The 12,705-nt window shown below is 61.9% G+C and carries 9 protein-coding genes; 3 read left to right on the forward strand and 6 right to left on the reverse strand.

Annotated features, from left to right (window positions below):
- Positions 1 to 5 precede the first annotated feature (5 nt).
- From mutM to mutY, 3 genes are read left to right on the forward strand one after another with little or no spacing between them, the layout of a single operon-like run.
- On the forward strand, positions 6 to 854 hold the full coding sequence (gene mutM / locus AC1RRC_RS30715) for a bifunctional DNA-formamidopyrimidine glycosylase/DNA-(apurinic or apyrimidinic site) lyase (protein ID WP_493059577.1): 849 nt from the start codon (positions 6 to 8) through the stop codon (positions 852 to 854).
- A 21-nt stretch (positions 855 to 875) separates the two neighbouring features.
- Positions 876 to 2,807, forward strand: coding sequence for a dynamin family protein (locus AC1RRC_RS30720; protein WP_493059579.1), 1,932 nt, complete (start codon positions 876 to 878; stop codon positions 2,805 to 2,807).
- Between the two features lie 9 nt (positions 2,808 to 2,816).
- Positions 2,817 to 3,974: an A/G-specific adenine glycosylase gene (gene mutY / locus AC1RRC_RS30725; protein ID WP_493059581.1), complete on the forward strand. Its 1,158-nt coding sequence runs from the start codon at positions 2,817 to 2,819 to the stop codon at positions 3,972 to 3,974.
- Positions 3,975 to 4,071: 97 nt separating this feature from the next.
- Here the strand turns inward: mutY and AC1RRC_RS30730 are convergent, their stop codons facing one another.
- The 6 genes from AC1RRC_RS30730 to AC1RRC_RS30755 form a co-directional block, all read right to left on the reverse strand.
- Positions 4,072 to 5,208: a deoxyguanosinetriphosphate triphosphohydrolase gene (locus AC1RRC_RS30730; protein ID WP_493059582.1), complete on the reverse strand. Its 1,137-nt coding sequence runs from the start codon at positions 5,206 to 5,208 to the stop codon at positions 4,072 to 4,074.
- A gap of 13 nt (positions 5,209 to 5,221) precedes the next feature.
- Positions 5,222 to 6,835 carry a bifunctional shikimate kinase/3-dehydroquinate synthase AroKB gene (aroKB, locus tag AC1RRC_RS30735; protein ID WP_493059583.1) on the reverse strand — a complete coding sequence of 538 codons (1,614 nt, stop codon included), beginning with the start codon at positions 6,833 to 6,835 and terminating at the stop codon, positions 5,222 to 5,224.
- A gap of 125 nt (positions 6,836 to 6,960) precedes the next feature.
- Positions 6,961 to 9,219, reverse strand: a complete 2,259-nt coding sequence (locus AC1RRC_RS30740) for an Ig-like domain-containing protein (protein ID WP_493059585.1) — start codon at positions 9,217 to 9,219, stop codon at positions 6,961 to 6,963.
- A 23-nt stretch (positions 9,220 to 9,242) separates the two neighbouring features.
- Positions 9,243 to 11,336 (reverse strand): type IV pilus secretin PilQ, encoded by a 2,094-nt coding sequence (locus AC1RRC_RS30745; RefSeq protein ID WP_493059661.1) that lies wholly within the window; start codon positions 11,334 to 11,336, stop codon positions 9,243 to 9,245.
- A gap of 161 nt (positions 11,337 to 11,497) precedes the next feature.
- Positions 11,498 to 12,034 carry a pilus assembly protein PilP gene (locus tag AC1RRC_RS30750; protein ID WP_493059587.1) on the reverse strand — a complete coding sequence of 179 codons (537 nt, stop codon included), beginning with the start codon at positions 12,032 to 12,034 and terminating at the stop codon, positions 11,498 to 11,500.
- Positions 12,031 to 12,699 carry a type IV pilus inner membrane component PilO gene (locus AC1RRC_RS30755; protein WP_493059588.1) on the reverse strand — a complete coding sequence of 223 codons (669 nt, stop codon included), beginning with the start codon at positions 12,697 to 12,699 and terminating at the stop codon, positions 12,031 to 12,033. The genes AC1RRC_RS30750 and AC1RRC_RS30755 overlap by 4 nt, the downstream gene beginning before the upstream one ends.
- Between the last annotated feature and the right edge of the window lie 6 nt (positions 12,700 to 12,705).

The following is a 12,705-nucleotide window of genomic DNA, read 5'->3' on the forward strand; positions in this document are numbered from 1 at the left end:
GCGACATGCCTGAATTGCCGGAAGTCGAAGTAACGCGCCGCGGCGTCGCGCCCCATATCGAGCGCCGCACCGTGCGCGACGTGGTCATGCGCCGCAGCGGCTTGCGCTGGCCATTCCCGCCCGGCCTGGCGCAAGCGCTGGTGGGCCGCACCGTGCTGGGAACGGGGCGGCGCGGCAAATACCTGCTGCTACGCTTTGAACATGGCACGCTGATCATCCACCTTGGCATGTCCGGTCACTTGCGCGTGCTGCCGCAAGGGATCCCGCCGGCCAAGCATGACCATTTCGATCTCGTCGTCAGCAGTGGGCAAGGCGGCCAGCAAGACGGCCTCCAGGTGCTGCGCCTGACGGACCCGCGCCGCTTCGGCGCGGTGCTGTGGCATGACAATGAGGAAGGCGAGCTGGAAGAAAACCTGCTGTTGCGGGGGCTCGGCGTGGAACCGCTGGAAGTGGGATTTACCGGCCAGCTGCTGTATGACCAGACCCGCCAGCGCAGCGCCGCCGTCAAGCAAGTACTGCTGGCCGGCGATATTGTGGTCGGCGTCGGCAATATCTATTGTTCGGAAAGTTTGTTTCGGGCCGGCATCAACCCGAAAACCCCGGCTCGGCGCATCGGCCTGGCGCGCTATATGAAACTGGCGCAAGCCATCCGCGACGTGCTGGCGGAAGCCATTGTGCAGGGTGGCAGCACCCTGCGCGACTTTATCAGCGTGAATGGCCAGTCAGGCTATTTCCAGCAGACATATTTCGTCTATGATCGTACTGGCATCCCCTGCCGCGTGTGCGGCACGCCGGTGCGGCAGATCAAGCAGGGTCAACGGTCGACTTTTTATTGCGTACAGTGCCAAAAATGACGCCTATCTGAAAGGTTAAGCATGGTGGTGAGGGACCTGGAACAATACAGCGCGTGGCGCCACGGCGTGATTTCCGCCTTGAAGCAGTACCAGGCATGGATCGCCGGCGCCGAACTGGCCGACGCCGCCACGGAACAGCGCCTTGCCCGCACCCTGGCGCGGCTGTCCGATGACAAGCTGTCGGTCGCCTTCGTGGCGGAATTCTCGCGCGGCAAATCCGAACTGATCAACGCCATCTTCTTTGCCGATTACGGCCAGCGCATCCTCCCCTCCGCCGCGGGCCGCACCACGATGTGCCCCACAGAATTGCTGTATGACCCCGCCTGGCCACCGTGCATCCGCCTGCTGCCGATAGAAACGCGGGCGGAAAACCTGTCCACCAGCGATTACCGCGAACAGGCTTCCGCCTGGACCATGCTGCCGCTGGACCTGGACACGCCGGAGTCCATGCATGACGTATTCCGCCAGGTATGCCTGACGCGCCATGTCAGCGTGGAAGAAGCCAAGCGCTATGGCCTGTATGACGAAAACGATCCGGACATGGCCGCCACCCTCGATGACGACGGCCTGGTGGAAATCTCGCTGTGGCGCCATGCCATTATCAACTTCCCGCATCCGCTGCTGCAGCAAGGCCTGGTCATCCTTGATACGCCGGGCCTGAACGCGATCGGCACGGAACCGGAACTGACCTTGAACCTGATTCCGCACGCGCACGCCGTGCTGTTCATTCTGGCCGCCGATACCGGCGTCACCAAGAGCGACATCGAAGTCTGGCGCCAGCATATCGGCGGCGGCGCCGGCCGGCTGGTGGTGCTCAATAAAATCGACAGCATGTGGGACGAATTGCGCAGCGACGACGAAGTCAATGACGCCATCCGCCGCCAGCAGGAACATGCGGCGCATATGCTGTCGCTGGAACCGCGCCAGGTGTTTCCCGTGTCGGCGCAAAAGGCGCTGGTGGCGAAAATCACCAATGAGGCGAAGCTGCTGGAAAAGAGCCGGCTGGGTGAGCTGGAACGGGCACTGTTCGATGAACTGATCCCGGCAAAAAAAGACATCGTGCGCAAACAGCTGGCCCAGGATTTGCAGACGCTGTCGTCGGCGCAGCAGGCGCTGATCGGCGCGCGCATGCGCGGCATCGTCGAGCAATTGCATGAATTGAAAAGTTTAAGAGGCAAGAACCAAAGCGTGATTGCGCACATGGTCAAGCGGGTGGAAGCGGAAAAGAAAGAGTTCGACAGCAGCCTGTTCAAGCTGCAGGCCACCCGCGCCGTGTTTACGCGGCTGTCGACCGAGCTGTATACGAACATGGGCATGGATATCCTGCGCGACCACGTGCATTCCGTGCGCAACGCCATGGCCAGCAGCCGTTTCACGCTCGGCATGCGCGAAGCGGTGAAGGCGTTCTTTGCCAGCATCCGCCAGGACTTGCACGCGTCCGAACACAAGATCGATGAAATCCGCGACATGATGGACGTCATGTACCGCAAATTCTCGGCCGAACACGGCTTGTCGCTGGCGCCGCCGATGGCGTTCACGCTGGATAAATACCGCGATGAAATCGCCGACATCGAAGATATCTATGACAAGCAGTTCGGCACCATGACCTTGCTCACCACCAGCCGCGTGGTGCTGATCGAACGCTTCTTTGATTCCATCGCGTCCAGCGTGAAACGGTGCTTCAAGGCGGCCAATGCGGATGCCGAAGCCTGGCTGAAAGTCATCATGGCGCCGCTGGAAGCGCAAATCCGCCAACACAAGGAACAACTGAAACACCGGCAAGCGTCGATCCAGCGCATCCACGATGCGACCGATGACCTGGAACAGAAAATCGAAGCCTTCGAACTGGGCCAGGCGGAACTGGACCAGCTCAAGGTACGGCTGACGGAACTGTCGGGAGCGATCAGCATTGCCATCAATGCGGAATTCGTGGAGATGGACGCGGCGGCGTAAAATGGCGGGATGAAACGACTGACTCACCCGCTGGCCCCCTCCGGTTCCAGCGCGACCGATTACACCGATCCCACCTTTTCCGCCACCTTGATCGCCTGGCAACAACAACATGGCCGCCACACGCTGCCATGGCAAAACACGCGCAATGCCTACCTGGTGTGGCTGTCGGAAATCATGCTGCAGCAAACGCAAGTATCCGCCGTGCTCGGGTATTACGCGCGCTTCCTGGAACGTTTTCCGACCCTGCAATCGCTGGCCGAAGCGCCGGTCGAAGACGTAATGGCGCAGTGGAGCGGCCTCGGTTACTACACGCGGGCGCGCAACCTGCACAAGTGTGCGCAACAAGTGGTTGCGCAACATGGCGGCGTATTCCCGTCCGACCCGGTCTTGCTGGCGGAGTTACCCGGCATCGGCCGCTCGACGGCGGCGGCGATTGCCGCGTTTTCGTATGGCACGCGGGCGGCCATCATGGACGGCAACGTCAAGCGCGTGTTTGCCCGCGTGTTCGGCATCGATACCTTCCCCGGCGAGAAAAAGACGGAACAGGCGATGTGGCTGCGCGCCGAAGCGCTGCTGCCGGAAGCGGGGATCGAATCCTATACGCAGGGCTTGATGGACATGGGCGCGACGCTGTGCACGCGCTCCAGCCCGGACTGCACGCGCTGCCCGATGGCGCCGCGCTGCGTGGCCTTTGCCACGGACCGTGTTAAAGATTTACCGGTGCGCAAGCCGAAAAAAGCATCGCCGGAAAAGCATGCGGTGATGCTGGCCATCGTGCACGATGGCCAGGTATTATTGGAGCAGCGCCCCGCCACCGGCATCTGGGGCGGCCTGCTGTCGCTGCCGGAACTCGATGGCCATGCGCTGGCCGAGGATGACGAGATTGCACCGGTGGACGACGTGGCGTTGCTGGCGGCGGTGCAACCGTTCGGCGTGATCGATACCCATGAACGGCTGCTCAATGTCACGCATGTGTTCACGCACTACAAGCTGCACATCGCACCATTGCTTGTGACCTTGCGGCAGCGCGCGCCGATGGCCGGCGAGGGGCGCCATGTCTGGCTCGATGCGGCGAAGGTGGGCGACGCGGCGTTGCCGGCGCCCGTTAAAAAGCTGTTATTGGACGTGCTGGGCAATGCTGGCGACGCCCAAGGGCGGTTGCTGTAACACTGCACACGCATGGCGGCTTTGTAAAAGCCGCCCTACGGTGTGACGCCCCCGGGTCGTGCGAGACAACGGTACTGAAGCCGCCATGCCGGCACACCTACAACTCATCCATCGAAAACAGCCGCCGGTACTCTTTAAAAGCATACCGGTCCGTCATCCCCGCGATGTAATCGGCAATCTTGCGCGCCTGCTTGTGCACGTCGCCCGTGGTATCGTGGTAATCAGGCGGCAGCAGCACCGGGTCGTGCATGAACGCTTCATACAATTCGCGGATGATGCGGCTTGCCTTTACGCGCATGCGGTTGACCTTGTAATGCGTGTACAGGTTGGCCCGCAGGAAGCGTTTTAATTCCGTCGCATCCTTGCGCATTTGCGGAGAAAAGCGGATCAGCGGCGGCGCCGCGCGCACGTCTTCGATGCTTTTCGGCGCGGCATCCAGCAGCAGTTCGCGCGAGGTCGCCAGTAAATCATCGGCCAGCGCCGTGATCACGCGCCGCAGGGTTTCATAAATCGCGCGCCGCCCCGCCAGCCCCGGATGGCTGCGCTGCACGTCGTGCCAGATGCGGGCAAAGAATTCCACCTGCTCCAGTTGTTCGATGGTGATCAGGCCGGAACGCAAGCCATCGTCGATATCGTGACTGTTGTACGCGATTTCATCGGCCAGGTTGGTCAGCTGCGCTTCCAGCGACGGTTGCGTGCGGTCGATAAAGCGTTGCGCGACCGGTCCCAGCAACTTCGCATTGTTCAGCGAACAGTGCTTCAAAATCCCTTCGCGGGTGGCGAACATCAGGTTCAGGCCATCGAACGCGCCATACATTTCCTCCAGCTCGTCCACCACCCGCAAGCTTTGCAGGTTGTGTTCGAAACCACCGTGGTCAACCATGCATTCATTGAGCACGTCCTGCCCCACGTGGCCGAATGGCGTGTGGCCCAGGTCGTGCGCCAGCGCCACGGCTTCCACCAGGTCTTCATTGAGGCGCAGGTTGCGCGCCAGCGAGCGGCCGATTTGCGCCACTTCGAGGCTGTGCGTGAGGCGGGTGCGGAACAGGTCGCCCTCGTGATTGAGGAAGACCTGGGTTTTGTATTCGAGCCGGCGGAACGCCGTCGAATGGATGATGCGGTCGCGGTCGCGCTGGAACTGGCTGCGCGACGCGTGCGGAGTTTCATCGAAACGCCGCCCCGCGTCCTTGTCCGACTGTACGGCGTAGGGTGCGAGGTGGGTTTCGTAACTCATGCTGAACTCCCGGTTATTCCTTCGTGCAGGCTGCCAGGGTCGCCAGCAGCAATTCCTGCGGCGCGTTGGTGATCGATGGTTTGCCCAATGGTTTCAACAAAATGAACTTGATGGCGCCGCCTTCGTTTTTCTTGTCGACTTCCATCAGTTCCAGCCAGCGCTGCGTCCCCAGGTCCGGCGCCACGGTCGGCAGGCCGGCCGCTTTCACCAACTGGCGCACGCGCGCCACGGTGTCGGCATCGACCAGGCCCATGCGGTACGACAGGTCCGCCGCCATCACCATGCCGCAACCGACGGCTTCGCCGTGCAGCCATGCGCCATAGCCCAGGCCCGCTTCGATCGCGTGGCCGAACGTGTGGCCGAAATTCAGGATGGCGCGCAAGCCGCCTTCACGCTCATCCTGGCGCACCACGTCCGCCTTGATTTCGCACGACCGGGCAATCGCGTACGCCAGCGACGCTTTATCACGCGCCACCAGCTTTTCAATATTCGCTTCGATCCAGTCAAAGAATTCCGCGTCGATGATGGCGCCGTGCTTGATGACTTCGGCAAGGCCGGCCGACAGTTCGCGGTCCGGCAGCGTTTCCAGGGTCGCGGTATCGGCAATCACCACGCGCGGCTGGTAAAACGCGCCGATCATGTTCTTGCCCAGCGGGTGGTTGATGCCGGTCTTGCCGCCCACCGACGAATCGACCTGTGACAGCAGCGTCGTGGGAATCTGGATGAAGTCGACGCCGCGCATGTAGCTGGCCGCCGCATAACCGGTCAAATCGCCGATCACGCCGCCGCCCAGGGCAATCAGCGTGCACTTGCGGTCGGCCTTGTTGGCCAGCAGGCTGTCGAACACTTGCATCAGGCTCGACCAGTTCTTGTGCTCTTCACCATCCGGCAAGATGATCTCAATCACCTGCTTGCCTTCGGCCAGCAGCGCGCTTTTCACTTTGTCGAGGTACAGCGGGGCCACCGTGGTATTGGTGACGATGGCAACCTTGCTGCCTGTGGCGTGGCGCACCAGCAGCGCGCCATCGTCCAGCAGCGACGGTCCGATGGAAATGGGATAGCTGCGCTCGCCCAGGTCGACGTTCAAAAGGATGTTATGTTCAGTCATCTGTGCTTCCGTGAGGCAGTTGGGCGCGGCCTCGCAGGCACGGGCATCCAGCTGGTTCAAAATCATGTGAACCATCGATTGTACGTTAGGTCGGCCGGTATCGACGACCAGGTGCGCCAATTCCTCATATAGCGGTTCGCGCTGCGCCATCAATTCTTCGAGCTTTTTGCGCGGATCGGCGGTTTGCAGCAGTGGCCGGTTCTTGTCGTGGGCGGTGCGCTGCAAGATGCTGTTGATGCTTGCGCGCAAGTAAATCACGGTGCCGCGGTCGCGCAGGTATTGGCGCGACTGCGGATTGAGGATCGCGCCGCCACCCGTGGCCAGCACGATGCCTGGCTGCGCCGACAATTCCCGGATCACTTCCGCTTCGCGGCGGCGGAAGCTTTGCTCACCCTCGATTTCAAAAATCCACGGAATCGACGCGCCCGTGCGGGCTTCGATTTCATGGTCGGAATCGATGAATTGCAGGCCCAGCTTGCGCGCCAGCAGGCGCCCGATGGTGGTCTTTCCCGCCCCCATCAGCCCCACTAAAAAGATGTTACCTCGATAAGTTTCAGCCACTTGAATCTACTTTTCTGAAAACACGAACGCCGGCTCTGGGCCGGCGCGCGTAGCGTGTTACGGATCCTGTCTTATGAACATGCTTATGGACACGAGAACGCCAGTTTAAACGGATACGAGGTCACATTCCCTTTAGGCGTTGTTACCGTCACATTGAATGTGCCTGCAAGCGCGGTCAGGCAGGGTTTAGCCTGGGCGCTGCCGATCGAAATTTGGTGCGTGGAACCTTGCCGTACCGAATTATTATCGATACCGGTGCCGCTGTTGACGTCGGCGCTCGCCGAGTGCGGGAACACGTTCTGCACCGTGGCGGGCGACACGCCGACCGCCACCAGGTTCACCGCATTGGTGATTTCCACCTTGGAGCCGGACGGCATCGGGTTGAAATTCACGTCGTTCAGTTGCAGGTTGAACACTTTGGTTTCAGTCGACGTCACCGTCCCCAGGTCGGTCGCGAGATCGCTCCGGAGCTTGCTTTCGCCCACCACAGGCATGTCGGTCCAGTACACATTGGTGGCGAAGCTGCCGGACAGGAAGATGCCGAGTTTCGAGAACAGCGTATTGACGCCATCGGTGGTGCTGGCGCACACGGTGGCCAGGCCGGTACGGGTCGCGTCATTGCTGACCAGGCCGGATGTGCCGGTGTTGCACGGTGTCGACGGCGTGTTCGGCGCGGCCACGCGTGGCGCCTGGGTACGGAAGTCCACCGAGCAGCCGCCATTGACGGTGTTGCAGGCGCCCTTGCTGGAGGAGCCCACGGAACCCAGGTTGGTCTGGAATACCACCGGCAAGCCATCCGGCACCGGATTGCCGGCCTGGTCCGCCACCAGCACATTGACATTGGTGGCCGGCGTGACGGCGCCGCTGTCGTAGGCCCAGCCTTCCACGTTCGGGCTGACCACGGACAGCGAGAAGGCGCGCTGCACCGGCAGGCCGCTCGTCACGACGATCGAGTCGGAGGTGGTCGAGGCGCCATTGTCCAGCGTCGCGGTGATCCGGAACGAGGTCGGCACGGACCCGGAATTAACCGTGGTGATCACTTCGCCATTGGCATCGGTACTGTCGCTGGCCTTGTTGATGGTGACGTTGGTGGAGGCGGTGCTGAAACGCACGGTCTGGCCGGCCAGTGGTTTACCGAAGGTATCGAACACCTTGAACGTCAGGGTCGCGGTCTCCGTGCGGCCGATACCGCCCTGCCCCTTGATGACGATCGAACGATCGGTCGGCGAGGCGGCCGAGAACTGGACCGACGCGGCTTGCGGGGCGGCGATCGCCAGGCTGGCCGTGCTGGCTTTGGTGATGCCGGAGGCCGAGGCCGTGATCTGGTCGGTATTGCCACAGCCCTGGTCGCGGAACACCACTTGCGCCGTGCCGTTCGAGGTTGGCGCCGTGGCAGCCAGGGTGGCCTTGCCGGACGTCACGCAATTCGAGGTGAACGCTATGCTCAACTGCTGATCCGTGTATTTGCTGCTACCGGCCAGCACATCGACCGTGATGACCGTCGAGCCATAAGCCGGGATGCTGGTCGGATTCAGGCTCAGCGGGCCCAGCACGATGGCGGTGGCGCCCACGCTGAAGTTGGCGGTGGCGTCGAGCGACGTCCCGGCCACGACCACGGCGGCACTGACCGTGCCGGCGCCGGAGGCGGACAGGCTGGCTGGCCGGATGGTGACTTCGGCCACGCCATTGGCATCGGTCAGCGCGGTGCCGGCCGATGGCGAGAAGGACACCAGCGTGCTATCCCCGGTGAACGACACCAGCGCATTGGCGACCGGCTTGTTGTCTTTGTCACGCACCGTGGTGCGGGCCGTCAGCGGCGTCGCCGACGACAGCGCATTGCTGGCGGCGCCCGCGCTGTTGAGCAGCGTCATGGTGGCAGTCGGCACCGGCGGCGGCACCACACCCACGACCTGGATTTTCTTGGTGGTGGCAATCGTGCCCACCGTGGCAGTCACGGTGATCGTGCGCAGCGACGCATCGCCTTTGACATTGAGCTTGGCCGTGGCGGTGCCGGTGGCATCCGTGGTTTTGCTGACCACCACGATATTGCCGGAGTCGGCCTTGAAATCGACATTCTGGTTTTCCATCACCAGGTTATTGGCATCCTTGACCAGGGCCGACAGCGTCACTTCCGTACCGTCCGCGCCGGACGACGCGATGGTGTCGGCCGTGGAAACCAATACAACGCTGGCGACCTTGGGCGTCGTGGAGGGGCCGGTCGTGCCGGTGGTGGTGCCGGGATTACCGCCGCCGCCGCCGCACGCGGCCAGCAAGGCGGCGCAGCACAGCAGCGCGAGCCAGTCCCGGAAGCCGCCCATCAAACCAGTTGTCGTTTTGTACATAAGGGTCCTCTCTGTTGCCTGCATTATCGTGCTGAAAGACGTTCGGCGACAATCTTCGGCGTAATAAACACCAGCAGCTCGGTTTTTTCGTCAGTACGGCCAGTGTTCTTGAACAGCATGCCCAGCACCGGGACATCGCCCAGCAGCGGCACTTTGGACACCGTGGTGCGCTCGATCTGCTGGTAAATCCCGCCCAGCACCACCGTGCCGCCATTTTCCACCATCACCTGGGTCTTCACATGCTTGGTGTCGATGGCGAAACCGGCCCGGGTTTCCTGCCCCACGCTATCCTTGTTGACGTCCACGTCAATCACGACATTGCCATCCGGCGTGATTTGCGGCGTCACTTCGAGCCGCAAGTTCGCCTTGCGGAACACAATCGACGTGGCGCCGCTGCTGGTCGCCACTTGATAAGGCAATTCCAGGCCCTGTTCAATAGTGGCAAGCGCCTTGTCCGCCGTCACCACGCGCGGGCTGGAAATGATCTTGCCATTGCCATCGGCTTCCAGCGCGGACAATTCCAGATTCAGGAAGCGGTTGGCGGCCGACGAAAACAGGCTGATGGCCAGGTTCCCCGCCGACAAGCCATTGATCGGCGCGGCCGGCAAATTGATCAAGGTGCTATTGGTATAGCCGTCGCCTTTATCCGGCGTCTGGCCCGTGATCTGGCCGATGCCCGTCAGGTTGCCGCCGATGGCGATGCGGTTGTTGGAACCGCCGATCTGGTACCCCGTGTCGCCGCCACGCAAGGTGCGCATGTCGACAAAGCCCAGCTTGGCGCCCAGGTTGCGCGTAAAGGAATCCGACGCTTCGACGATGCGCGCCTCGATCAGCACTTGCTTGGTGGCCACGTCGGTACGGGCGATCAGCTTGCGGATGTCTTCCAGCTTGGACGCGATATCGGTGACAAACAACTGGTTGGTACGCGGTTCGATAATGGCGCTGCCGCGCTTGGACAGGACGCGGTTCTTGGCGTCGCCCGCGTCGAGACCGAATACGGACTTGAACGATTCCGCCTTCTGGTAATTGAGCTGGAAGATTTCGGACTTCAACGGTTCCAGGTCGGCGATTTGCGCACGCTGTTCCAATTCCAGCTTTTCCTTGGTCAGCAACTCTTCCTTGGGCGCGATCCACAGTACGGAACCATTCTTGCGCATGTCCAGGCCCTTGGCCTGCAACACCACGTCCAGCGCCTGATCCCACGGCACTTCACGCAAGCGCAGGGTCAAGTTGCCCGCAACACTGTCGCTGGTAATGATGTTCAGGCCCGAAATATCGGCAATCGCCTGCAGCGCCGCGCGCACTTCCACGTTCTGGAAATTGAACGACAGCTTTTCGCCACGGTAGCCCTGGGTGCCCTGGGTCAGCTTGTTGGGATCTTCCTTCAGCGGCCGCACATCGACCACCAGCTGGGTATCGCTCTGATAGACGCTTTGCTCCCACAACCCCTTGGCGTCGATCGTCATGCGCACGTTATCGCCCTGCGGCACCGTGGTGATTTGCGACACCGGCGTGCCGAAGTCCGTCACGTCGAGACGGCGGCGCAGGGTTTCCGGCACCCCCGTCTTGAGGAAGTCCACCACCAGGCCGTTGGCATTGGGCCGCACATCAACCGCCACCTGGCTGTTCGGCAAATCCACGACGATGCGGCCTTCGCCATTGGAGCCGCGGCGGAAGTCCAGGTCGCGCAGCAATTGCTTTTGCGCCTTGTCGGCGCGCTCCGCCGGTTTCGCCGCATTGGCCGCCGGGGCGACCGGCAAGCCGGTTGAATCCACTGCCGTCGCCAGTCCGCCGGAACCATCGATGGTCACGATGATGGCATTGCCATCGATGGCGGCCGCGTAATTCAAGGTGCGTTTCAGGTTGAACACCAGACGGGCCCGCTCGCCGGCCTGGACCAGATTGACGCTGCGCAAATCGCCCTGGTTGAATTCAAATGTGTTCTTGCCCGTCAAGTTCACCGTGGCGCCAAAGTCCAGCGCGATGCGCGCGGGATTGGTGATGGAAAAGCCGATCGGCAACTTGTCCGGCGCATGTTTCATCGCGACCCTGACGATCACGTTGGCGCCCTGCTGGTTGACGGTCACCGATTCGATGCCATTGGTCGCCGCAGCCATCGCTGCAGGCTGGGCCGATGGTGCGCCGGTGCCCGGCGCCTGCGCCAGTGCGGGCTGCACCAGCATGGGCTGGGCCAGCAATGCCGCCATGGCCAGCACCGAACGCAACACAGGCCACGCAGGCCTGGCCGGGTGTGGCGAGGCGGAAGTGATGAGGGGGCTCATTTGTTGCTCTCCTTACTTTCCTGCAACTCCAACTTGGACAGGCGTTCGATCCAGTCGCCCGTGGCGTCCTGCACAATCTCCCTGACACTGATGGCATCGTCTGTCACGGCCGTGATCAGGCCAAAGTTTTGCCCGAGATGCTGGCCGGGACGGACCTGGTACACGGATTTATCAATTTGCAGCAAGGCAAACATGGTTTTGGATTTCTCCATCGTGCCCACCATTTTCATGGCGTCGAGCGGGAACCCTTCGAGGAATTCCTTGCGGCGCGTGGTGTCGGGCCGCAAACCGCCGCCCGCGTTGGCCTGGCGCGCCAGTTCAGCGAGCAGTTTGTTCTGGTTGAAGGGATCGACTTCCGCGCTCGCGCTGTAGGCAAACGGGACAAAGGTCTTGGGTTCGGCAATGGGTTTCACCATCACCTTGGCCTGGCTGTCGGTCTGCTTCATCCAGTCCCGGACTTCCTGGACATCGCTGTCGCCGCATCCGGCCAGCGCCAGCAATACCGGCCAACCCATCGCGAGGCAGCGCTTCATTTTTTCGCTCCCTTCTTCTTGTCGGCGGCGGCCTTGCGCTGCGCGGCCACTTCTTCCGGATCGAGGTAGCGGAAGGTCTTGGCCACCGCATCGAGGGTCAGCACGTTGCCGCCCTGCTGCGGCGCCGACAGCTGCATATTGTTCAGGGTGACGATGCGGGGCAGGTTCGCCATGTCGCTGGCGAAGGCGCCGATGTCATGGTAATTGCCCGTCACCTTGATATTGATGGGCAACTCCGCGTAATAATCCTTGACCACCACCTGGCCCGGCTTGAACAGTTCGAACTGCAAACCGCGTCCAAGGCCGGCCTGGTTAATGTCCGACAGCAGCGCCGCCATTTCCGCCTTGCTCGGCAATTGCTTTTGCAGGCGCTCGACATACTGGTCCACCTGGACTTTTTGCGCCCGCAGCGCTTCCAGATTGACGGCTTGCTGCGATTTTTCCGCGTATTCGGCTTTCAGCTTGGCTTCCTTGGCGGCGCCGGCTTCCTGTTCTTCGAACTGTCCGCTCCAGTAACCGAAATAGCCGGCCGCCACCACGCCCAGCACCACCCCCACCGCGCACAGGATACGGGGCGCAATCGGCCACATGCCTGGATGGCGGCCATTCAAGCCCTGGAACTGGGCTTGCAGCGAATCGCTTAATTGTTTGACGTCGATAGCCATAGGGTT

It is taken from the genome of Pseudoduganella sp. GW821-FHT12E03 (assembly GCF_058807115.1).